The organism is Rhodocytophaga rosea (assembly GCF_010119975.1).
In the GTDB taxonomy this organism is placed as follows: Bacteria; Bacteroidota; Bacteroidia; order Cytophagales; family 172606-1; genus Rhodocytophaga; species Rhodocytophaga rosea.
Window position 1 is genome coordinate 5,618,729 of the sequence record NZ_CP048222.1, and the last position, 24,074, is coordinate 5,642,802.

Sequence of the window (24,074 nt, forward strand, 5' to 3'; positions counted from 1 at the left end):
ATCAGCTTTGTTTTATCAAATATCAAATTATACTTAAAATCAATTCGATTTAGAAGCGGCTATCTTTTATCAGTACGTTTTTCATAAAAGCCTTTGTCGTTAAACGGCTCCTGTTTATAAAAATCTTCCTGGCTGCCAGATCTCAGATTGTATTCTGGTGATAAAGTGGTAAGCAATGTCCGTTCGTAGTCTCTGGTAACGGTTTCGCCGGTGTAAGATGGAAATTTCATTACCATGGCGCTATCTAAATTAGGTACCAGAACATAGTCGCTGTTCTTATCGATAGTGGCTGCTCCTATAGGAATCAGTATGTGGCGGTTAGCTATGTTTTCACTTAGGTTGCCGGTAAATACGTTCACATCCAGATACCTTACTTTCATAGCCTCTACATCTACAATCAGTTCCTGCACTTTTCCGATTTCTTCACCTTTATTACCAATTACTGGCCAGCCGCGAACGTCCAGGTGTTTATCAGCCACCTCAAACTCTTTCTCCAATTCTCTCATCCGCTTCAGTGAAGAAATACGGTTACTCTCGCGGTTTCTAGCTATGTTCTCCTCTACCGTTTCCCTCTCCCGAAGTAATTGTTGCTGGGTTTCCGCATGTGTCCGCTCAATCAAAAGTGTATCATCTTTCAGGCGGTTCATGCGCTCCTGGTATAGCTGATCTTGCTGTAATTTTTCCAGTTGAATATTATATAATTCATCCTGGCGCATTTTTTCCTGTTGCACCTGCGTAATTTTATCCTGAATCAATTCCATATGCACTTGTTTTTCACGCCTGAGGTGCTCAATTTTCTCTTGCAGGCCTGTATCATTGTGCTGAATTTCGGTACGCAGCAGATTTATTTTCTGCTCATATTCCTGGTCGGTTTCCACTTTGTCTTGCTGTAATTCAGACACACGGCGGTTAAAGGCTTGTTTCGCTTCCTCCCAGTCGCGGATAAATTCCTCCCGGTCTTCCAGAATACGCTTTTTATAATGCGTTTCTGATTGTACTTCAGCTAATTTTTCCTGACGGAGTTTTTCCAGCCGCAGAATCTCTACATTCAGTTCATCTATTTTCTGCTGAATTTCCTCACTGGCTTTACGCATTTTTTCCATGTGTTTTTCATCGGCTTCAACTTCTCGCATACGTATGCGCTCAATTTTTTCCAGATAGTCTTTTTCAGCAGCGGCTTGTTCCTGGTCTAAGCGGGCTACTTTATCCTGATAGGCATGGTCATGATTTTGCCTTTCTTCATGCAGCCTTGAAATTCTTTCTTCCAGCAGATCATCTTTATATTGTTCCTCCTGGCGGAGTTTTACAAGCCTTTCTTCGAACTGTTGGTCATAAGCTGCTTTTTCCTGCGCCAGTTTTTCCATTCTGTCGTGGAACTGGGTATCAAGCTGCGCTTTTTGCTCCTGTAACCGTTGTAAATCTGCATTTGTCTGCTCACTGCGAACGGAATCTTCTCTGGAATTCGGTCTGTTTGCTCTGTCTGTCGTCATGGGGTTTGGAATTAATGGCTTATGGAACACCTGTTGTAGTACCTTTGATGACTGTACTATTAAGCCAGAAAGGTTTCAAGCTTTGTAATCGTTACTTGCGGAATATAGCGTAAATGCCTAGCCGCCATTTCGGGTTGTTTGGCGGTTTGTAAATGGCTCACCCGGTTTTCAACCTGCATATTTCTAAAGACCAGCCATAATACGATAGCCAGCACCACCAGTATCCCCAGAATCCAGGGCCACACCCGCTTTGATTTTCGTTTAATAATAATTTCTGCCATAGCAATAGACATAAATGGTTAACCTATTTCTGCAATGGACGGATGGATCTGTTTGCTTAACAAGAAGATTGAGAGATTTACCTAAAAAATGATGGTTTGTCCATCCACTGCTTATTAGGATAGTCTACGGGATACAGAAGAGTTTGTTGGGGAGTAGCCCCTAAAATTGAAGCACCTCCCTAGAAAAGGCCAGATGTGAATCTTAATAGAGAATAAGAAGCGCTGAGTAATAAAAGTAAATTTCTTTCTTAGTCAGCGCTTCTTATAAATATGTTAATGAATTGATGAATAAAATATATCTTTTAAGCCTGCTCAGGCATCGAAATCAGGATGCTTTTTTCCTTATGAATTGGTTTTGTTTTTTTTTCTTTCATCCCAAACAGCAAACGGGTAATGCGATAAGGTTTGATAAAAAACTCATATGTCCCCATTGATAGGAAGAAGGTTACCACAACAATGAATATAAACTTAAGCATAATCTCCTCCTGCAACTGAATGGCATAATATCCGATTACGACAATAAACGTCTGGTGCAGGATGTAAAAGGGATAAATGGCTTCGTTGGCATAGGCAAGCAGTTTGTTTTTGCGGTTCAGATAATGTTTGCCATACCCTAAAAGAGCCAGTACCCAGAGCCAGGAATTAAACGCATTTAAACTCAGGTAGAGGGAATTAGGCAGATTATACGACCATTCTGGTTCCAGATCGTTCCAGCGCATAAAGTTAATAACCACAATACTAATAAAAGCCAGTTTGAGCGATAGCTTGCGTTTATTTTCAATCTGCTGCCAGAAGTCCGGGTGCGTATGAATAATGTAGCCAAACACAAACAGCAGGAAATAGAAAGTAAACATGGCCCAGTCAGAAATTAAATTCTGGTTTCCTGGCGGAAAAGCGACCAGCAAGGCTACATATGCTAGTGCCAGAGGCAGCCCAAAAACATAAATGCTCAGCTTAGCCAATGAATTGATAAGCCTTTTTCCCTGTGCTGATCGCAGGTAAAGGAAAAAAGGCAGTGCCAGCAACGAATACAAAAATAAATATGCGATAAACCACAGATGATGCCAGCTAAAACTCCCTTCCGGATAGGGTACAAACTGAAATACATTGGGATAGAATTCCAGGATTGAACTAAATTTTTGTCCCCGGAATAGCCGTTCGAAATAGATTTGTGGAGGTACTACTACAAACATCCCAAAAATCAATGGAATCAGCAGACGGCTAGCCCGTTCTTTTACATAAGTGCAACTGCTGCGAAATCCCAGAGCATAACTGGTGCCTACACCGGAAATAAAAAACAGTAATGCCATCCGCCAGCGGGAAAGAAAATACATCCACTCCAGGAAAACGTAACTGGTTTCGTTATTTTTAATATGCCAGCCCCATTCAGCTGTAAAAATCATTCCGGTATGATAAAAATGCAGTAATAAAATGGCTATAATTCTCAGCCAGTCCAGGTCGTAGCGCCTCTGACCGGTGAGCAAGCCTGATGAAGAATGTGGTAACATGGCAACTGTTTTTATCAAATGTAGGGCAAATTTTACTCAGGAACGTATTTTCCGGTAAGATAGAACGACTGCCGGAAAGGATGCTACCGCATGGTGAATAAATTCTTTCTTCAACAAACAGGAACTTGCTTGATAATACCCATCTGGCCTATATCATTCCTGATTGCGGTAAACAGGAACCTGCATTTTCGGGTTATTCTTATTCATACACTTTTATATATGCCCTTACTCTCTGAGATCAGCTATTTTCTGGACGAGTATTTACAAGTAGGCCAGTATCCGAAAGAAAAACATGGGATATGGAGACCAACTATTGCGCCAGTCAGGAAGATGGGATTGGTGCTGGAACCATGGCCTCAAATCTATGATTGGACTGCGCAACATGAGCTGGATGCTTTATATGTTCATCGACCCTGGAAACTGAATCTGGAACAACTGCCTGAAAATACTGGTGTATTGAGTTATCATCTGCCTTTTGACGAAAAACTGACCCTGGGGTATAATCCTTTGCTGGCTGCACAATTGCAGATGACAGATATAGAGCCTATTGGCCAGAAAGAAAACAGGCCAATAGGCATGACTGGTATTATATCAACTGTCAGGGTTGAATGGTTTATTTCTCAGCTAGAAACTCTTTTTGGTCCGCCGGAGCAAATCTATAAAGGTGTTACAGGCGAAATAAACAAAGTTGCGGTAATGGGTGCAATGACTGAGAGCCTCGTCTGGGAAGTGGCCAGGAAAAACGTACAACTGTATCTGACCGGGCAGTTCAGAAAACCGGCTGTGTCAGCAGTTGCCCAGACAGGATTACATATAATTGCTGCTGGTCACCTGCAGAGTGAAAGATATGGATTACATGTATTGGCAAATCTGCTTACCAGTAAGTGGCCCGATATACAGGTTGTACCGGCATCACATCATAAATAATACCGTCCATAGCACAGTTACCAGAATAATGTATATGAGGTAACTTAACACCAATGCCCAGATAGCCCTCAATATTCCCAGCAAGCCTTTAGTTGAAAAAAACTGCACAATAGCAAACACTATATATACATATCCCATTAATAGCAGAGTGTAGAAGAGGAGTTTACTGGGAAGAGGAGAAAGAGGAAAGGCAAGCAGCAAATTTTGCAGACAATAAAACGCCATCGTCAGCCCGTAGATATATAAAGTAAATACCAGCAGCTCTGTAAAATTATAGTTCTTCCTGCGGTATACCATAAGCAAGGCAAGCGCTGTTAATGGAAGCATCAGGGTAGTAATGACTTTCAGATTGCCGTCAAAAATGTAATTGAATTTTTGCATCTTCTCCTGCATCTGCGGACTATAAGAAGAGGTTAATCCTGCATCCTGCGTCATGGATTGACCGAGTTTCATCAGGTCTATGTTGAAAAGCGAAGAGATGACAAAGTACAAGGTCAGCAATATCAGGTAATACTGCAAGGGCTTGAGATAGGGCTTGCGGCGCCCTGCCAGGTATTCATTCACTGTATGACCTGGCCGGAGTAAAAGATTCCTGGTCGTATAAAAAATACCACTGTCAAAGCCCAGATAGTCGTGCAGGAATTCCTTATAAATTTTACGGAACGTAACCCGTTGTTCGGTACGTTTCTGCCCACAAACCGGGCAATAATTCATCTCCACTTCCGCTGTGCAATTCTTACAGGTGGCTGTTGTAAGGGTTTCTATCATAGAAGGTTATTATATAGCCAGAATAGATATAAATTAAAAGCACCAGTACTATTAAACTACCCATGATGCTGTACTGTATACTCCTGTGTATAGTTGATTGGCGGCATCAGAATCAGATAGATCAGGAATTCGCATTGCAACCTTAAATAAATAGAAATATATATTTGGGTTTGAACTTGAGTAAATTTATCGGATTTTGCCGAATCATTTACTGGCTGACCCTGAATTGTATGAAACTTTGTTTTGCTACCAATAATACCCATAAAATTGAAGAAATACATAACCTGCTTAGCGGAAGGTTCGAAATTTTAAGCCTGGAAGACATCGGATGCCGGGAGGAACTGCCGGAAAACCAGACTACTCTGGAAGGAAATTCCCTGGAGAAAGCCATGTATGTGTGGGAACATTTCGGTGTAAGTTGCTTTGCTGACGATACTGGCCTGGAAGTAGAGGCCTTACATGGAGAACCGGGAGTATATTCGGCCAGATATGCCGGTCTGCAAAGAAAGGCAGAAGATAATATGAACCTGCTCTTAAAAAATTTGCAAGGCAAAACAAACCGCAAGGCAAGGTTCCGGACCAGTATTACCCTTATTCTCAATGGTAAAGTGCATCAGTTTGAAGGGGTGGTAAATGGGCATATAGATGAAATACACAGAGGCACCAAAGGGTTCGGCTATGATCCTTTATTTGTTCCGGATGGTCATACCCGCACATTTGCTGAAATGGATATTTCTGAAAAAGGCAATATCAGTCACCGGGGAAAAGCCATTGAAGCCTTGGTCGCTTTTCTAATAAAAGAAATAGCAGAGTAAGTTCTGTATAAAAATGTGTGCCGGCAAGCTGTGAAATTTTATATACATAGGCAAAAAGCTTATTTTTATGCCCAGTATGGAAAAACCTTATATTGTTGGCATTACAGGCGGCAGTGCTTCCGGCAAAACTTTGTTTCTCAGAAGCCTTTTGCGTGCCTTTTCGCCGCAGGAAATTTGCCTGATTTCGCAGGACAATTATTACCGGCCCGCAGCCAGCAGCCTACTGACGAAAATGGTGTATATAATTTTGATACTCCGCTTTCTATAGATTTTGAACTGTATGCCCGGCATATTAAGGATTTGCGCAGTGGAAAACAGGTGGTGAAGCAGGAATATACCTTTAATAATCCCAATGCCGTTCCGCAAATGATTACTTTAGAACCTTCGCCTATTATTGTGGTAGAAGGTATTTTTGTGTTCTATTTTCCAGAAATCTCGAGCCTGCTCGATTTAAAGGTATTTATTGATGCAGCCGAACATATTAAATTAAAGCGCCGTATTGTGCGGGATAAAGATGAAAGAGGTTATGACCTGGAAGATGTATTGTACCGTTATGAAAAACATGTGGTGCCTACCTACGAAAAATACATTGCGCCATTTAAATCGGATGCCGATGTGATTATACCCAATAACCTGCACTTTGAAAAAGCACTCGAGATGCTCATCGTATTTCTAAAAAGTAAAACCCAATGATACACAAATTTGCTGTTATTGGCTTAGGCCAGTTTGGAACATCCATCGCCCGTTCTCTGGCAATACGGGGAGCTGAAGTTCTGGCCATCGACATAGACATGGAAAAAGTGGATGAACTGAAAGATGAGGTCGCCTATGCCGTAGCTTTAGATTCTACCGATGATAAAGCCCTGAAAGCCCAGAATATACAAGACATGGATGCTGTAGTAGTAGCCATAGGCGAAAATTTTGAAGCCCTCTTGCTTACAACGGTACAACTGATGGAAATGAATGTAAAAAGGCTCATTGCCAGGGCTGCTAATGCACATCAGCGGATGATCCTGGTAAAAATGGGCATCAAGGAAATTCTTTCTCCGGAAGATGAAGTAGGCCGCACCGTAGCTGAAATGCTTATCCATCCCAACATTAAATCTTATCTGCCTTTGCCGGATGATTATGAAATTGTGGAAGTAAATACCCCCAAACGGGTGGCCAACCGGACCATCAGCGAAATTGGTTTACGGGAACGGTATAATCTGAATCTGATTACTATTAAACGGATTTATGAGGAAAAACACCATGGGCAGGTAGTAAAAGTTCAGCACATTGTAGGCGTTCCCAAAGGCGATACGGTAATGTATGATACCGATGTGATGATTATTATGGGAAAAACCCACGATGTAGATAAGTTTATTGAAGTGAACAGGTAGGTATTGTGATTTTACTCCTATATACAAAACGGCGGCTTCACTTTGAAACCGCCGTTTTATTAAGTTCTAAATAATATTCGTTTCGATAATATTTATTACTATTCCAGGCTGAACTGAGGAATAGGCTGCTGTTTGTCTAATATCTTTTTCAGCCGCCATATCAGGAATAGTGTCAGCATGAAACTCATTACACCCAGGCTATAATACAGCGTATCGTTCCCAACCAGATTTTTCCAGATCAGTAATTGATTGATGTGTTGTGGTTTTGCTAACATAATATGGAGCAATCCTGGCAATTGTGCGAAAATGACAACCATAATAGAAGGAATCAGTGAATGTGTCCGGTAGAAAAGCCATCCCGAAAACAAACCCATTAAGAATAGAGAAGGCACCCCATAAAGATTTAACAAGCTAACCGAGTAAAATATACTGGCGCACATAATAGCTCCGGAAGGCTTATATTTCCTGAGCAAGCCTTTTAGGATAATCCCACGGAATAAAATCTCCGATAATATGGGCCAGAGAATTCCAATACATACTATTGCAGGCAGAGGTTTGAAAAAATTCAGGTGATGAAAAATTAAAGCCTGATAACTCTCTGAAAGAGGTATTAAGGTAAAAACAGCTTCCATCCAGATCAGCCAAAGAAATAGAATACCCAGTATAAGCGGAAAAATAGAAGGCGGAAAAGGCCGTAACGGAAAGATATCTACTTTTGTAAAATTCTCTTCTTTCAACATTACTCTGGCTATAAGAATGACCAGAAACAAAGCTCCACATACCTGAATGGCCTGAATCAGTATGATATGCTCATAAAAGAAATCGGGAGCACCCTTTTGAATAGGGCTAATAATGAAGCCGGAAAAGAATATAAAAAAGATGTAGACAAGCAGCAAGATGAACGACTGCAAAATATTTGGATAAAATATTGATTGTCCATTCAGTAAAGTCCGTGTTTTTTTCTCTACCTGTTTGAGTTCTTGTTTTCCGAAGCGGCTCATCACCATCTGGTAAGCCAGATTAAAATCTCTGCCTGCTGCCATTTCTGTTTCTACAGCCGTACAAATATGATCTAACAGGTCTTCGCCAAGGTCGGGATGAGAAATGCCTCGTTGGGCAATTTCATGTTTAATAAGTTCAGTTTGCTGTTGGGTGAGCGTTGTCATAGAGAAGTAAAAGTTTGAAGACCAGGTTTGTTTATCAATTCCTGCATGGTTTGCAGATAATCAGTGAGCTGGGTTATTTTTTCCTTGGCTTTGCTGTTGCCTTTCTGGGTAAGAGAGTAATAAATACGCACTCTTTCGCCAATTTTAACCTTTTCCGTAGTTAGCTCGCCCTCCGCTTTTAGCTTATGCAGAATCGGATAGATAGCCGCCTCTGTAATGGAGATTTTTCCTTCGGTTTGTTTTTTGATTTCCTGTGTGATCTGGTAGCCATACATTTTCTCCTGCTCCGATAAAAGCTTGAGAATAATGGTTTGCAGGCTGCCTTTGATGAGTTCTTGTGGATACATGGCATAAATATATATAAGAATCTTATATATTGCCAACTTATATATTAATTTTTTTGATTCACGTTTAATCTCTGGTTAATATTGAAATAACCACTAATAAAATGATCGGTCTTGTTTGCGAATAGTCAATTAAAATAAATCAAATCATCTGAGAAGTTCTCCTAAGTTAATATGCTTTAACAGTTTCTATTCATAGAAATTACATTGCATAACGAAGACAAGTTTGCACCCTACACTTAGCCAGGGTATATTATAATAAGTAATTTGTAACTCACCTATAATCACTTGAATAGAGCTTTTTTCTATACTGATTCAATTGCTTGAAACGATTGAAGATGATATAAATGTCAGATAAATTGTGTTTACTTCTTAATGAATTCTACTTCCTTACATTCTATTGAAAAAGATCGTTTATCAAGTCTTTATCAATATAAGATATTAGATACGCAGCAGGAAGCAAGTTTTAATAATATTTGCAGACTAGCTTCACAAGTTTGCCAGACTTCTGCAGCTATGATCACTTTTATTGATCATAGCAGGCAATGGATCAAAGCTAAAACAGGAGTAAATCTTATTGAAACGCCCAGAAACATCGCTTTCTGTGATTATACGATCCGGCAAAACGAGCTTTTCCAGATTACAGATGCATCCACTGATGAACGGTTTTATCAGAATCCTTTAGTAACTAACGAACCATATATCCGGTTTTATGCAGGATTTCCTCTTCTCACCCCATCCGGGCATAGAATAGGTGCTTTGTGTGTAGTAGATATATCGCCAAAACAGTTAACGCAAGAACAAGAAGTTGCGCTCCGTGGCTTGTCAGAGCAGGTGATGCAATTAATGGAATTTCGTTACCTTATGGCTAAGCTTCATCAGGAGTATTTTGATAATATTGAACAGCAACAAATATTACTGGAGAACAAGTTAACCTTACGGGCGATTTTAGATAGTACCAATGATGGCCATATTCTAATTGATGCTAATTTTAAGATTCTCTCTTTTAATAAAGTAACGCAGCAAGCCTTTGAAAGATTTTTTAAACAATCCATCGCTATCGGAGAGGATTTCTGGCAATTGATAGCACAAATACCCGGCATTGAAGACGAATTTAAAAGTAACTTCAATATAGCGCTGCTTGGTAATAAAGTATCGATAGAAAAAAATATAGAAATCAAACCTGGTTTATCCTTATGGTATTCATTTCAATTTTTGCCTGCCTATGATGAGTATGGCAGTATCATTGGAGTAACCTTAAATGCTTCCAATATTAATAAGCAGAAGCGTCTGCAACTTCGAATCTTGTCTCAAAATCAACGCTTACAGGATATTGCTAATTTCCAGTCCCATAAAATCCGCCGTCCGGTTGCCACTATGTTAGGCTTGATCCAGATTTTAGATAAAACTACTCTGACAAAAGAAAACTCAGAATTGATTTCTATGCTTGAAATTACGGCCAGAGAACTGGATGAGGTTATACATCAGATCGTTCACAAAACGAATATGGCGTAAATATAGCTACCTTAGCTTTACTTGTTAGGAGCAAGCAGAATGGAAAATGAAAACTTGCAAACTAAATTCGCTTATAATTGCCTGGATATTCTGTATAGGACAGAGTTTTGGGGAGGCATTTCTAGGATTTATATTCACCAATGTTAGAATGGCAAGTGATGTAAATAATGAAGGTGCTATATTTTTTGCAGTCATAAGAATTTGCCTTACGCTGATTCCTTATTTGCTTGTGTTTCTGATTGCAAACATTATTTCACCAAGAATAAAACCATCTGTAATATCTTTTGTAATTAATTTACCAATTCTAATTTACTTTTACTCATCAGGAATGATTCAAAAAGACCCTGTTTCCTTTGTAGCAGGTTCCTTACTGATAAGCCTGATATTGCTTGCCATTGATAACAAAAGAAGAATAAAAAGATATTTGATAAATAGAGAAATAGATTGAGGCTATGTGCCCAACACCGTGCAGTCCACCACCGGTCCAAGGTGGCGGCGGCACTTAATGCGTTAACTCATTTTATTCACCAAGCTTATTTACAGAGCTTTTTTCCTGTTTCTCAAAAAGAAGGCAATCATAACAATGATTGCCTTCTTTTTGACTAATACATTAAAGCTTTTGAAACTATTTAACCTTACCAGAATCTTTTCTCTTTTCCGAAATCAACCATCATGCTTGCCAGTTGCCCATTGAGTTCCTGCCAGTGAATATGAAGCTTATCCATAATACCTTTGGACCGATCTGATACCAGCATTACATTGCTCTCATTGATTTCCATAATCCGTACGTTTACGATAATGTGTTCGATAAATTCTTTCATGGCCGGATCTTCATATTTCTGAAGAATCAAATCCGGAAATTCATCCAATGACACTAATTGTACGTGTGGAAAATTTGGCTTAATTACCATTTGATACAGATTATTCAAGCTATACGTATGCGAATTGTATACATGAAATACATCATTCACCAGGCATTTTTGCTTGGCAAATTTTACAATAGATTCTGCTGTAGTGTTGATGAACGAAAAATCATAAAACTGATGGTGCATGTCTGGCATGATGCCCAGGTTGATGAATGAACGCAGCAACATATAGAAAGCATTGTTCTCCGTATTTTCCTGGAATTTACCCGTACTGTTATTGAATACCAGATTACCCACCCGGTAAACATTTGCCTCAACGCCTTCCTCCATAGCTTTGAATATGATGTTCTCGGCATCCAGTTTCGATTGCAAATAAATGGTATTATTTATATCCGGAATTTTCTGTACCCGGTCATATTCGCTGAATACATAATCTTGTCCGAAAGAAACGCCTGCTGTAGATACATGGTGTATCCGCTTGGGACGACCAGTTTTTGCCAGGTTCACCAGTTCCTGTACACCAATGGTGTTGCCTCTGTAATCAGCTTCCAGGCCATAGTGTTTTACATTCGCCGCCGGGTTAAAAATTGTATCAATCTTATTTGTAAGTGCTTGATAATTACCTTCTTCAATACCTAAAGAAGGCTTCTCCATTTCTCCGGCAACAATCTGTATTCTGTTGGCATATTGCGCATGAAACTCAGGCCCAAAAAAGAAGGAAATTTTCTTTAGTAACCGGTCTTTGGCGGCTGCCTCATTTTCTGCCCGTATCAATGTGTATATAATAGCAGAAGTCTGGGTCAATAATTCATAGAGGAGATGAATACCCAGGTATCCGGTACTTCCGGTGAGTAAAACTTCTTTGAACTCTTGCTGTTCGCCGGGAATCTGGAAGGTATCTTGTTTGATGCGATCTCTGTACCAAACTTTTCTTTCTTCAGACTTCTGAATATCGGCTTTGCTCAACGGTTCTTTTTTCAGGCGCTTTAAAGTTTCCAGCAGATTACCTTTTTTATACACCAGGTTTTGGGATAACCCTCTGATGGTTGGATATTTAAAGAGGGTCGTGAGTTTAATCTGGTAATCTTTTGATAATTTATGCAGTACTTTCATAGCCTTCAGCGAATGGCCGCCCAGTTCGAAAAAGTTATCATGCACACTGATCATGGAAATACCTAATACCTCCTTCCATATTTCCACCAGTTGCTCCTCGATTTCATTTGCCGGTGCTTCATAGGTACTTTTACTCAATAATACCGGATCTGGTAGTTTTGCTATATCGAGTTTTCCATTGGCATTCAGCGGTAACATATCTAATTGCATAATAGCAGAGGGTACCATGTAGTCAGGCAATTTGCCGGCTAAGATGGAAGCAATTTCCTCTGGGTTCATTTGGGAAGAAGCTGTAAAATAGCCAGCCAGCGATCTGTCATCATTCTGGTCTTTTCTCACAACCACTCTTGCTTCCCGGATTCCACTGATATTCAGCAATTCGTTTTCTATTTCAGATAATTCAATTCTGAACCCACGGATTTTCACCTGCGTATCGATTCTACCCAGAAACTCCAGTTCACCGTTTTCATTCCACCGAACCAGGTCACCAGTATTATACAACATTTCACCTGTTTTGAAAGGACTTGGAATAAAGCGCTGCTGGGTAAGTTTAGGACTATTTAAATAGCCTTTGGTCACACCATCGCCGCCCACATACAAAATGCCTTCTGCACCCGGAATAACCAGCCTGTTTTTTTTGTCCAGCACATAGCAGGTTGAGTTGCTTAAAGGCTTTCCAATCGGTACTGGCCCTGCATAGTACCTTTGTATGGTATGTGTGGTAGAAAAGAAGGTGTTTTCTGTCGGACCGTATCCATTTACTACTTTTGTAAGGGTATTATACTGATAAAACTTATTGGCATGCCTGGTAGACAGAGCCTCACCGCCAATCAATACATAGGTAAGCTTATCAAATACCGTTACATCCTGTTCAATCAGTGCATGAAAGGCAGCCGTGGCCACAAAAGAAATGGTAATGTGATGTTGGTCAATATACCCCTTCAGTCTTTCAGCATTGAGTAAAAGATCTGTACTGATAATGTGCATCGGTAAGCCCATGATAAGTGGAGCCCAGATTTCAAAGGTAGAAGCATCAAACTCCATTGGTCCGGTCTGAAGAATCTGGTCACTGGCAGCAAACTTTACATAATTGGTATTGATAATAGTCCGCAACACGTTTTTGTGGGTGGCTATTACACCTTTGGGTTTTCCTGTAGATCCGGATGTATAGATGACGTAAGCCGCATCCTCAGGCTGGATATTTACACCTGGGAAAGTAGTATTGGCATGTGCATCGAGTTCTTTCATAGAATGCTGGTGCTTATGCCGTATATCGGTGCTGGTCGCTGCTGTTTTGTCTACATACAGCATCGCATCATAGCGGTACTTGGTAAGTTCATTCTCAATAGTATGAATTTTACCCGAAAAACGCACTTTATGAATTCCTAGAATATCAAACCTGAGGTCTTCCAGGAAACTTCTGGAGTAAAAAATTTCATTGCTGAAATCTGTTTTTACCTTGTAACCTTTACCTATAGTATTCTTTTTGAAAGTATTTAAAGACTCAATGAACATTTCCCTGCTATCTTCATCCATAATGTCGCCCAGAAAGATAATGCCATTGTCTTTCATCAGGTGAACCACCTTGCTGAGTACATCTCTCAGGTAATTATGCCCTTCAAAACACTGGATCACACTATTAATAATTACCAGGTCAAACTCTTTTTCTTCAACCTGATCTATTTCGTGCCCTGCCAGACTTTTTAGTTTGATATTGGTAATGCCTCTCTCCGCAATTAGCTTCTGGTTCTTTTCAATAATAACCCTTGAAAAGTCTGTTCCATAGTACAAAGCTGTATGTGGCGCCAGTTCAAACATACTTATTCCGGAGGCGCAACCTATTTCTAATACACGGGTGTTTTTATTGAGCAGCGGCTTTAATTTTTTGACAATATTATCCCGGTACTCATTCATTTCTGCCCTCGAAATGTTTTCTCCGGTATAACTGTTCTGCCAGCCACCACCTTCTATATCATCGGTAGCCGTTTCGCCTACATGTTCCCAAAGCTTCTGGTTATTGAGCTCATTCTTTAAAGAGCTTTCTTCTTTTTCAGTATGAACATCCAGACTATCTATACAAAGAAATGTTTCAAAATGCGGACATTCCCATTGAAGTTTATTGAGCAGTTTGATATGGGACTTGGAAGAAAGAATTGTTTTTAACCGGGCATCGTTCAGGATCATTCTGATTCTTTCTGCCGGATATCTGGGCGAAATGGGCAGATACGAACCTCCGGCCTTGAGTATTCCCATCATACAAGCAATAGTATGATGCGACTTTTGTAAAAGTATTCCAACTGGTTCTTCTCTGTTGATCTTTACTGTATTTTTCAAATACGCAGCAATCCTGTCAGAATACAAATCCAGCTCTTTAAAAGTTAAGGAACCATTCTCTGACACTACCGATACCGCATCAGGAGTTTTACTCGTCCATTGTTTAAAAACCTGTACCAGGTTTGATCCGGATGGATAAGGAGCACTTGTATTGTTAAGCAGGTGCAGAAGCATATGCTCTTCTTCGGCCTCCATAATAGAAACTTCATCTACAGGCAGATCGGCCTTAGCCAGCAGGCAACTGATCGTATGCAGGTATTTTTTAGTAAAGTTTTTGACAAATTCTGCTGAAAATAGTTTTCCGTTGTATATACACTGTACTTCTAAGGCTGCTTCTGTTTTATGAAAAACAAAATCAAGCTCTGTTGCTTTATAGAAAAAGTGAATATTTTTTAGGAAAATACCTGTTTTGGGGATTTTATATGTATCAATTACATGAAGTGGATAGTGTTGCTGTTGATAGACTGCTGCTATGGTCTCTTTTTCTGCTTTTAATACTTCCTTAAATGTGCTCTCAGGATTTAATGTAGCATAAATTGGTAACAGCTGCGCGCTAAAAAAATCATGCACCTGCGTATTAGGTACCATCGTAGGAATACCCAGTTCCAACCCCAGCTGGCCTAAATACTTGTATAATAAAATTCTGTATGAGGCAACCAGAATAATGAACATAGCCTCTGGATTTCCTTTGGAAGCTTTTTCTAATTGCGCCAGTAAGGCAGGATTAATCTGCAGGCTATACTTCTGTTCCTCATACTCAAGGGTCTGAAAGAAACTGTAAGGAAGTCTGGTTTCTTCCGTTTTTTTACCTAGTTCTTCCAGCCAGTATTTTTTGGCTCTGACAAATTCCGGTAAAGACAATAACTGGGTCTTTTCAATAACATTTTCCATAAAACAGGTTGATTGATAATGTAATGACTGTATAAAGCTGGATTGATTTACATGAGTTATCCCTACCCGAAAGAGTATAGATAAAGCTAATTAATTACGCATCAGATGTCGAATTCTACATCGGTTATGGTATTTTCAGTGAAGAGTTGAGCCCTCAATTCAGACAATTTGCTGTTGTCGATAAAGGTAATCTCTTCGAGAAGAGTAGATGGGGATGAAACTGCCTTGCCGGCTAGTTTAATAAAATTTTCGGCAAGCTTACACATGTATTCTTTGCTGAACATGCCGGTATTATACTCTACATCAATAGTAAATGAATCTTGTTGCTCTACAATAAAAAATGAAAAGTCAAACTTAGAAGTAGCTGTCGCATTCTCATATTTTAATGTTAAACCTGGAATTGCCTGCTCGCTGAAAAAGTCAATATTCTGAACAATAAATAAGGTATCAATCAGCGGTACTTTTTTGTCATTTCCGCTTAATCCTAGTTTGGAAACCAATAGTTCAAAGGGGTACTCCTGGAATTCAAAAGCTTCCAGAACCTGGTTTTTTATATTTATTACAAAATCACTGAAGGTTGTTTCTGTAGGAATAGTAGCTCTTAAGGCAAGCGTATTTACAAACATTCCCATCATTTGCTGCAATTCTTCCTTTCTTCTATTGGCAACAGCGGTTCCTACCACAATATCTTGCTGCTGGGTATATTTGGAGAGTAGCAGATAATATACGGAAAGCAAAAGCTGATAGAGAGATACATCTTCACTGAGCGCATATTCCTTTAGTTTCCATGTAAGCTCTTTATCAATGGTAAAAGATAATCTTTCCCCGGCAAAATTTTGTATATCAGCCGTACGGTCTGTTGGCATGGTAAGCCTGGGAATATTCCTGTAGGTATTCAGCCAATATTGTTCGTGTGCCTTAAAATAATCACTATTGGCATATTGAATAGTTTCCCATTCTGCATAATCTTTATATTGAAGCGGCAGACTGGGCAAGGGTTCCTGGTTCAGCAAGCGTATAAATTCGTTAACCAATATACCCATGGATGTACCATCTGCAATAATGTGGTGCGTATTGAAAATAATGGCTATGCCTCCCTGAACTATCTCATAATATCCCACATGCAAAATAGGCGCTTTGCTCAAATCAAATGGGCGGACGAATTGTTTTGCTGCCCGGGTTAATTCACTGGCTTTTACTCTGCCACCTTCCAACAAATTAACCTCTATTTGAGTAAGTACTTCTTGTACTATTTCGTCAGATTGAATATCGAATCTCGTGCGCAATACTTCTTGCCTGGCATATAAAATTTGAAGCGCCAGCTGAATAGCTTCTTTTATGATCCGCTTTTCGAATTGCAGTACAATGGACACATTATAGCTTACGTCCACTTTGTCTGTGCTATTCATCACAAACATCCTTTTTTGGGCAGCAGAAGTTGTATAATACTTTTTTACAGGTGCCGGAAGGATAGGCTCATAGTAAGATTTCCGGCTTGTTTTTATCAGATCATGAATCTGGGTAATATGGGGCTTTTTATAGATATCCGACACAGATAAATCCACATTGAACTCTTTGCTGATTTTAGCAGAAAGTTTAGCTGCTTTCAGAGAGTGGCCTCCCATGAGAAAGAAATTATCGGATAAATCCAGGTGCTGGATACCTAACATTTCTTTACAGATATCCAGTACCCTTTCCAAAGTTCCTTCCAGTGGTTGAGCTGCATTTACTGGAACAGGCTGATTTATAGCAAAAGGAGAAGGCAATGCTTTTTTATCAATTTTGCCATTATTCGTCATTTTGAATTCAGGCAGCCGCATAAACCAGTGGGGCACCATAAAGGCAGGGAGTTCCCCCAGTAATTTTTCACGGATCAGCTCTGTTAAAATATCTTGTTCAGCCGTAAAATAGGCGCACAAATATTTTTCACCTTCATGCTCAAGAGCACAAACGAAGGCATTGGTAACAGGATGTATCTGTAACAGCGCATGTTCGATAGCTCCAAGTTCTATCCGGTGCCCTAATATTTTTACCTGGTCATCTTTTCTCCCCAGGATAATCAGAGTTCCGTCATCCAGCTTTTTCACAATGTCTCCTGCACGGTATATACGTTCCCCAAGTTTATTGGGTAGATCAAGAAATGCTTTTTGGGTAAGTTCAGGCTTGTTGATATATCCTTTTGCCAGTCCTATTCCGCTTATGTAAAGTTCTCCAGTTTCGCCATCCGCTACGGGATTTAGTTCTTCATCAAGTATATAAAATCTGATATTTGGAATCGCTTTTCCAATAGGTATGTAGTTTTCGTACACATGCTCAGGCATTACCTGATAGACAGAAACACATACCGAAGCCTCTGTAGGACCATAAGCATTAAAATATCTCTTTGTCTGGCTGTAGTAAAGTGCATCTGATATATTACAGGCTTCACCGGCAGTCACTATAGTTTTAACAGTTTCAAACTCTGGGCGATTTAAGCTATTCAGGAAAACCGGAGGGAGTAAAATAAATGTAAGCCTTTTCTTATCGAGATAGCCTAAAAATAGATTTTTATCAAGAATGATATCCTTATCTACAATTACCAGAGTTGAGCCTGATAATAAAGCAATAAAAATTTCATAAACAGAAGCATCAAAAGAAATAGAAGCAAACTGCAGTACTCTTTCCGATGGGCCAAGCTGGTACACAAAAATCTGATACAAGCACATGTTTATAAATCCTGCATGTGCTACCATTACACCTTTTGGGTTGCCAGTAGTACCGGAAGTATAAATAAGATAAGCTAAGCTTTGGGGATCTGAATATACCTGAAGGGTATGTTCTAAGTGTCCTTGTAATTGCGCTACATCAACTTCTTCGACCTGTGGATGATCGCCTATGTATGGAGAAGAAGTAACAATAAACCGGATACGGCTGTCTTCCAGCATGTAATTAATCCGAGCCGCAGGATAAGTAGGATCAATTGGTGCATACGCTGCCCCGGCCTTCATAACGGCCAGAATAGAAATGATCAAGTCAATGCCTTTATCTAGCTTTACACCCACTATGTCACCTTTTTGTATGCCTTTATTGGTAAGGTACCGGGCAACATAATTGGCTTTTTCATCTAAAGCCTGATAGGATATGGATTGTTCGTTATGAACTACTGCTTCCACATCCGGAAATTTCAGCGCAATGGACTCAAAAATAATATGGATACTCTCATTCTTTGCACTAGTCAATAGCTGATTGCCTGTCACCTGGTTGAGTGACATATTGTTTTTACTGTTCACTTCTACTAATTAAATAAATCAATTAAGGCTTAGTGCTGAGATCAATTCTCAGCACATAATAAATAAGCATTGGAAGAGTACAAGTAGGGGAGGTATTTTATGTTAGGACAACCACTTCTTTGCCTCTTCGAGTTTGGTAAAATTCTGTATTTCAATCTGCTGGTTCTGAACTGAAATAAGAATGTTTTTTGCGGAAGCCTGCCCGAACACATCTTCTGACATGATCACTCCTTGTTTTCTATAACAACCGGAGGAAACAGCTTTGGTAACCCATTCTGTACCTGCCCATTCCTGGTCTTTTATACCTAATACTTTCATCAACCGGATATCCGATACCCAATTTTTGATTTTATGTTTTTTAGCTATCTCTAAAGACTTATCTAAAGCATCTCTATAGCTGGCACTAGGTATAAAACCCTTCCAGGTTAATAAAATAGCTGTAGAATCATTGGTTAATTCTGCTGTTACGAATTCATTCTGAAACTGGATCATAAAACAAGATATTTATAATATTAATATTTAAGTTTCCTTATAAAAGAGTCTGATCAAACCATCAGAAGTAATAAGCTTATTCCTGAACAGAAACTGAGATTGCAGCCCCTTTCTATCAGTTGTTTGATTTGATGTGCTTAAAATAAGTGAGTATCTCCTAAAGTAACAATTCGAATCCTTGCAAAATCGCCTGCTGTTCAATTAGGAAATGTAATTTTTTTAATATAAATAAATAAAAATACCTTGAAATCCCCTTTTTTGAATATAAAGTATTGTGTATTAAGGTAATTATGATGTGTTTAAATAGCTGATAGTCAGCATACAATAACCTTATTTTTTGTCTTTGCCTATTTTCATTTAAATCCTCTCTTAAGTAGTATATTTTTTAATTATATATGGCCCTGACTTATACCATGAATTGTAACTTGCAACGCTTTAATGTGAGTCTGCTATCCTATCTTATTACTACATGGCTGCTGTAATATTATATACCGATTATACCTATTGCATATATGAAAGTCTGCTGGAAACCTATACAGACATTTTGCCACTGCCTGTACTAAAAAAAGCTGCTACATTCAGAAATTGGCAGGATAAGCAGGCTTTCATATTAGGTAGGTTACTGGTGTGGAAAGGGCTCAAGTCCTTTCAGTATGAGGATAATTGTTTAAATCAACTTCAGATAAGCAGTTACGGAAAGCCGTATATAGATCATCAGGTATTTTTTAATATTTCTCATGCAGGCAGGTATGTAATATGTGCGCTTAATAGCGAAGAAACCGGTATTGATATTGAAGAGATCCAACCTATCGAGTTAAATGATTTTAATGCCATTTTCTGTGCAGAGGAAAAATTCCAGTTGAGTAAAGCCAGTAATCCCTTACAGCAATTTTTTAAATTCTGGACAATTAAAGAAAGCGTGATCAAAGCAGAAGGGAAAGGATTATCCATACCTATGGATCAGGTTACTATATCACCTGAAGGCGCTGTATCCTATAAAGAAAAAACCTGGTATGTGAAAGAAATTGATGCTTTTCAGGATTATTGTTGTGTAATCGCTACTGCCACTCAACTCACATCTCTGATTGTAAAAAAAGTAAATTTCGATGTTGCCCAATCAACTGAAACTATAGTATCTTTAGTATAATTTTATAATCAATTCTGCGCTGACCAGATGTACAGAAAACACCCAAACTTAATTAAATATTCCTTTTAAGATTTCCTGCAAAATACTTACTTTTGCAATCCTTTATGTCGAAGAAAGCCAACATATTGCATATAATCAGTTTGTTTCTGGTTGTACTTACATTGATAGGTACAGTAGCAGCAAAAAGCAGCCTGCTGCAAAAAGCCGGAAACAAAACTGTGTCTGTAAAAAAGACGCATAAACAGGAGCCTGAACAGCAGCATACGGTTATCATACAGGCAGTAAGTTTTGAGGCTATTGTTTCCTTTGTACATTTCAATCTGTCGCAGGAATTCTATTTCGACTTTACACAAACTTTTAGCAGACTACTGCTCTTCAAACATTTCAGTGTTGAGCAACCTTTATTCTTGCTGTCGTATTTTACAAATACCTTCTGTCATCATATTGCTATTAATGCCCCATAGATAGCTGTTTCCGGGTAAGGGTAACGCTATTGATATATCAGTTATACGCTACCCTTATGCATTCTTACGAATGGATTCTTGTTGAATAAACCCAATTCAACTCCTCTCTTATTTTAATAATATTCAATATTAATTTTTTAAAACGCTATGCGTAACAAAACCGGAATTATTACCCTCACAGCAATTATATCTTTGTTGTGTTTGTACTTCCTCTCTTTCACATTTGTATCCCGCAATGTTCAGCAGGATGCTACACAGTTTGCCACAGATTCAAAGGGAAAAGTAGATTTTACCAAAAGACAAGATTATATGGACTCTTTATGGAAAGAGCCGGTGTATAATCTTGGATTTACCAAGTTCACTTTTGAAGAAGTAAAAGCCAAAGAAATCAACCTTGGACTTGATTTACAAGGCGGCATGCAACTAACCATGGAGGTTTCACCAGTCGACATTCTCAAAGCGATGTCTGGCAACAGCACCGATCCTAAGTTTCTGGCTGCTATTAAAAGGGCAAATGAATTGCAAAAAAACAGCACTGATAAATATACAAATCTGTTTGCCAAGGCTTATGAAGAAGTAGAACCAAATGGCAGGCTGAGCCGCATTTTTTCTACGGCTGCCAATAAAAGTAAGATCAGTTATGAATCTTCCAATTCAGAAGTAATGAAAGTGATCGAAAGCGAAGTAGAAGACGCCATTGATCGTTCTTTCGAAATTCTGCGTACCCGGGTTGATAAATTTGGTGTATCCAACCCTAATATTCAGCGTTTGCCTGGCACAGAGCGTATCCAGATTGAATTACCTGGCGTAGATAATCCGGAAAGGGTGCGTAAGTTATTATCAGGTGTAGCCAAACTGGAATTTGCCGAAGTATGGGAATTACAGGAACTGAGCCCTTACCTGCAACAACTGGATGATTACCTGGTGAGAACCGAAAAGCCAGCTACTGCTTCTGCTACCAGAGACAAAGATGCAGCGGCTTTATTAACCGATTCAACTACCGCCAGTACTACTATACGTGCCGATACAACACAAGCTGATAGCCTGAAAAGCGAAATTACCAACCTGGAGCAACAATTAGCTGGTAAAACAGCCGGAAAAGATTCTACAAAAGCTGATTCGCTGACAAATCTGCAAAATCAAAACCAGGGGCTGTCTAAATATTTTCTTCCGATGATGGGTGGCTTGAGCGCCAAAGTAAGCGATACAGCCAGAATTAATAATATTTTAAACCGCGATGAAGTACGTACGTTCTTCCCGTATAATGTTCGTTTTCTGTGGGAAGTAAAAGCTATAGAAGGCACTGCCACAACTAGTGAAGAATATATTGTATTACATGCGGTGAAGAAAACCCGTGATGGTAAAGCTGCCCTGGAAGGAGATGTAATCGCCGATGCCCGTCAGGATTTCAGTCAGACTGGCCAGGCAGAAGTAAACATGCAGATGAATGCGCTGGGTGCTAAAAAATGGAAAAATTTAACAGCCAATAATGTAGGCAAACGCATCGCTATTATTCTGGACGACAATGTGTATTCTGCACCTAATGTACAAAATGAAATTCCTAACGGAAGCTCTGTTATTACAGGTAATTTTACAGTAGAAGAGGCCAAAGACTTAGCCAATATTCTGAAAGCTGGTAAGCTGGCTGCTCCTACCCGTATTGTGGAAGAAGCTGTTGTAGGCCCATCTTTAGGTCAGGAAGCCATTACACAAGGTCTGGTTTCTACACTAGCTGGTTTGGGAATGGTCGTACTGTTTATGATCCTATATTACGGATCTGGTGGTGTGGTAGCAAATGTGGCCTTGTTGTTCAATATCTTCTTCATTATTGGTGTTCTGGCACAGTTTAATGCCGTACTTACTTTGCCAGGTATAGCCGGTATCGTACTTACCATGGGTATGGCGGTTGATGCCAATGTACTAATTTTTGAACGTATTAAGGAAGAACTTAAAGCCGGACGGACATTGATGAAGGCGATTGAAGTAGGATATGATAAAGCTTACAGTTCTATTCTAGACTCTAATGCAACTACTTTTATTACTGGTGTAATTCTGTATGCATTTGGTTCTGGTGGGGTTAAAGGCTTTGCTGTTACCTTGATGATCGGTATTATCTGTTCCTTATTTACAGCCGTATTCATTACCAGATTGATTATGGAATGGGTAGCCAAGCGCAAAGATGCCAAAGACATCACTCTCACAACGTTTGCATCCAAAAACCTGTTCCAGCATATAAATTTTGATTTTGTGGGTAACAGAAAGAAAGCCTATATATTCTCAGGTGCATTCATCGCCGCAGGTTTAGTGCTGATGGCCTTTATGGGATTGAACATGGGCGTTGACTTTAAAGGAGGACGTATGTTTGTAGTGCAGTTTGATAAAGCTGTTGCTGCTGCGGATGTCCGTTCTGCTTTAATGGACGATTTCCAGAATACTGGTATTGAAGTAAAAACCTATAATGGTGATAGCCAGTTAAAAATTACCACCAGCTATCTGATCGATGAAGAATCTGATGAGGCGGATGAAAAAGTAAAACAGGCGTTGCTACAAGGGTTAAAAACCTATAACATTCAGCAAGATGATATTGTAAGTTCTGCGAAAGTTGGGGCAACAATGGCCGACGACATTCAGGATAGCTCTCGTACTTCTGTGTTGCTTTCTCTGGTAGCTATCTTTTTCTATATACTCATTCGTTTCAGACAGTGGCAATATAGCCTGGGTGCGGTAGTTGCCTTAACACACGATGTATTATTTGTAATGTCAGCTTTTGCTATTGCAAGAATATTTGGTATCAACTTCGAAGTGGACCAAGTATTTATTGCGGCGATGCTTACGGTTGTAGGTTATTCCATTAATGATACGGTAGTTGTATTCGACAGAATCCGGGAGTTTGCAACTTTAGCTACCACCAAAGAAGAACTACCAAGTATTCTGAACCGCGCTATTAATCAGACCTTGAGCCGTACCATTATGACTTCCATGGTAACTTTACTGGTAGTAGTAGTATTACTGATATTTGGTGGAGAAGTACTGAGAGGCTTCTCTTTTGCCCTGACCATCGGTATTGTTTTCGGTACATACTCTTCTATCTTTATTGCTTCTCCGATTGTACTGGATCTTTCCAAAAAGAAAGTGACTCCAGTTACCGGCAAAACCCAGACAGCTGCTGCCAGAGCATAGAGAAAAAGAATTATTATATTGTAAAATACAAAAGCCCATCTTCAAGATGGGCTTTTGTATTTTCGCTAAAAGTGAAGGACTATAAAAAAATCATCAATGTAGCCCGAGTAGCTTCAGGTTTG

At 39.4% G+C, this 24,074-nt stretch carries 17 protein-coding genes and 1 pseudogene; 9 read left to right on the top strand and 9 right to left on the bottom strand.

The window, feature by feature from the left end:
- Window positions 1-59: 59 nt before the first annotated feature.
- The 3 genes from GXP67_RS23225 to GXP67_RS23235 all read right to left on the bottom strand — a co-directional run bounded on the left by GXP67_RS23225 (window position 60) and on the right by GXP67_RS23235 (window position 3,279).
- Window positions 60-1,490 (bottom strand): PRC-barrel domain-containing protein, encoded by a 1,431-nt coding sequence (locus tag GXP67_RS23225; protein WP_162445323.1) that lies wholly within the window; start codon window positions 1,488-1,490, stop codon window positions 60-62.
- Window positions 1,491-1,549: 59 nt separating this feature from the next.
- Complete coding sequence (locus tag GXP67_RS23230) at window positions 1,550-1,771, bottom strand: hypothetical protein (RefSeq protein ID WP_162441257.1); 222 nt, start codon at window positions 1,769-1,771, stop codon at window positions 1,550-1,552.
- A gap of 302 nt (window positions 1,772-2,073) precedes the next feature.
- Complete coding sequence (locus GXP67_RS23235) at window positions 2,074-3,279, bottom strand: acyltransferase family protein (RefSeq protein WP_162445324.1); 1,206 nt, start codon at window positions 3,277-3,279, stop codon at window positions 2,074-2,076.
- Window positions 3,280-3,498: 219 nt separating this feature from the next.
- Here GXP67_RS23235 and GXP67_RS23240 point away from each other — a divergent pair, with 219 nt between their 5' ends.
- On the top strand, window positions 3,499-4,206 hold the full coding sequence (locus GXP67_RS23240) for a Nif3-like dinuclear metal center hexameric protein (protein ID WP_162445325.1): 708 nt from the start codon (window positions 3,499-3,501) through the stop codon (window positions 4,204-4,206).
- Here the strand turns inward: GXP67_RS23240 and GXP67_RS23245 are convergent.
- A complete protein-coding gene (locus GXP67_RS23245; RefSeq protein ID WP_162445326.1) occupies window positions 4,192-4,974 on the bottom strand; it encodes a DUF3667 domain-containing protein in 783 nt (260 codons plus the stop codon). The genes GXP67_RS23240 and GXP67_RS23245 overlap by 15 nt on opposite strands.
- Window positions 4,975-5,204: 230 nt before the next feature.
- Here GXP67_RS23245 and GXP67_RS23250 point away from each other — a divergent pair, with 230 nt between their 5' ends.
- The 3 genes and pseudogenes from GXP67_RS23250 (at window position 5,205) to GXP67_RS23260 (ending at window position 7,171) form a co-directional block, all read left to right on the top strand.
- On the top strand, window positions 5,205-5,789 hold the full coding sequence (locus GXP67_RS23250; protein WP_162445327.1) for a non-canonical purine NTP diphosphatase: 585 nt from the start codon (window positions 5,205-5,207) through the stop codon (window positions 5,787-5,789).
- Window positions 5,790-5,865: 76 nt separating this feature from the next.
- A pseudogene (udk, locus tag GXP67_RS23255) lies at window positions 5,866-6,482 on the top strand (uridine kinase).
- Complete coding sequence (locus GXP67_RS23260) at window positions 6,479-7,171, top strand: potassium channel family protein (RefSeq protein WP_162445328.1); 693 nt, start codon at window positions 6,479-6,481, stop codon at window positions 7,169-7,171. Before udk ends, GXP67_RS23260 begins: the two are co-directional and overlap by 4 nt.
- A 98-nt stretch (window positions 7,172-7,269) precedes the next feature.
- On the opposite strand, the gene GXP67_RS23265 is transcribed toward GXP67_RS23260, so the two are convergent.
- Both GXP67_RS23265 and GXP67_RS23270 read right to left on the bottom strand, forming a co-directional pair.
- A complete protein-coding gene (locus GXP67_RS23265) occupies window positions 7,270-8,337 on the bottom strand; it encodes a CPBP family intramembrane glutamic endopeptidase (RefSeq protein ID WP_162445329.1) in 1,068 nt (355 codons plus the stop codon).
- Window positions 8,334-8,684: a PadR family transcriptional regulator gene (locus tag GXP67_RS23270; protein WP_162445330.1), complete on the bottom strand. Its 351-nt coding sequence runs from the start codon at window positions 8,682-8,684 to the stop codon at window positions 8,334-8,336. The genes GXP67_RS23265 and GXP67_RS23270 overlap by 4 nt, the downstream gene beginning before the upstream one ends.
- A 513-nt stretch (window positions 8,685-9,197) precedes the next feature.
- On the opposite strand from GXP67_RS23270, the gene GXP67_RS23275 reads away from it, so the two are divergent.
- Both GXP67_RS23275 and GXP67_RS23280 read left to right on the top strand, forming a co-directional pair.
- Complete coding sequence (locus GXP67_RS23275) at window positions 9,198-10,196, top strand: GAF domain-containing protein (protein WP_232064546.1); 999 nt, start codon at window positions 9,198-9,200, stop codon at window positions 10,194-10,196.
- Window positions 10,197-10,242: 46 nt separating this feature from the next.
- A complete protein-coding gene (locus GXP67_RS23280) occupies window positions 10,243-10,644 on the top strand; it encodes a hypothetical protein (protein ID WP_162445332.1) in 402 nt (133 codons plus the stop codon).
- 187 nt (window positions 10,645-10,831) lie between these two features.
- On the opposite strand, the gene GXP67_RS23285 is transcribed toward GXP67_RS23280, so the two are convergent.
- The 3 genes from GXP67_RS23285 to GXP67_RS23295 all read right to left on the bottom strand — a co-directional run bounded on the left by GXP67_RS23285 (window position 10,832) and on the right by GXP67_RS23295 (window position 19,161).
- On the bottom strand, window positions 10,832-15,400 hold the full coding sequence (locus GXP67_RS23285; protein WP_162445333.1) for an AMP-binding protein: 4,569 nt from the start codon (window positions 15,398-15,400) through the stop codon (window positions 10,832-10,834).
- Window positions 15,401-15,501: 101 nt separating this feature from the next.
- The gene (locus tag GXP67_RS23290) at window positions 15,502-18,669 is read right to left on the bottom strand and encodes a non-ribosomal peptide synthetase (RefSeq protein WP_162445334.1); all 3,168 of its coding nucleotides are present in this window, start codon (window positions 18,667-18,669) and stop codon (window positions 15,502-15,504) included.
- A gap of 102 nt (window positions 18,670-18,771) precedes the next feature.
- On the bottom strand, window positions 18,772-19,161 hold the full coding sequence (locus GXP67_RS23295; RefSeq protein ID WP_162445335.1) for a hypothetical protein: 390 nt from the start codon (window positions 19,159-19,161) through the stop codon (window positions 18,772-18,774).
- A gap of 469 nt (window positions 19,162-19,630) precedes the next feature.
- On the opposite strand from GXP67_RS23295, the gene GXP67_RS23300 reads away from it, so the two are divergent.
- From GXP67_RS23300 to secDF, 3 genes are all read left to right on the top strand, one after another.
- Window positions 19,631-20,308, top strand: coding sequence for a 4'-phosphopantetheinyl transferase family protein (locus tag GXP67_RS23300; protein ID WP_162445336.1), 678 nt, complete (start codon window positions 19,631-19,633; stop codon window positions 20,306-20,308).
- 104 nt (window positions 20,309-20,412) lie between these two features.
- Window positions 20,413-20,772, top strand: coding sequence for a hypothetical protein (locus GXP67_RS23305; RefSeq protein WP_162445337.1), 360 nt, complete (start codon window positions 20,413-20,415; stop codon window positions 20,770-20,772).
- 147 nt (window positions 20,773-20,919) lie between these two features.
- A complete protein-coding gene (gene secDF, locus GXP67_RS23310; protein WP_162445338.1) occupies window positions 20,920-23,952 on the top strand; it encodes a protein translocase subunit SecDF in 3,033 nt (1,010 codons plus the stop codon).
- Window positions 23,953-24,074: the final 122 nt, after the last annotated feature.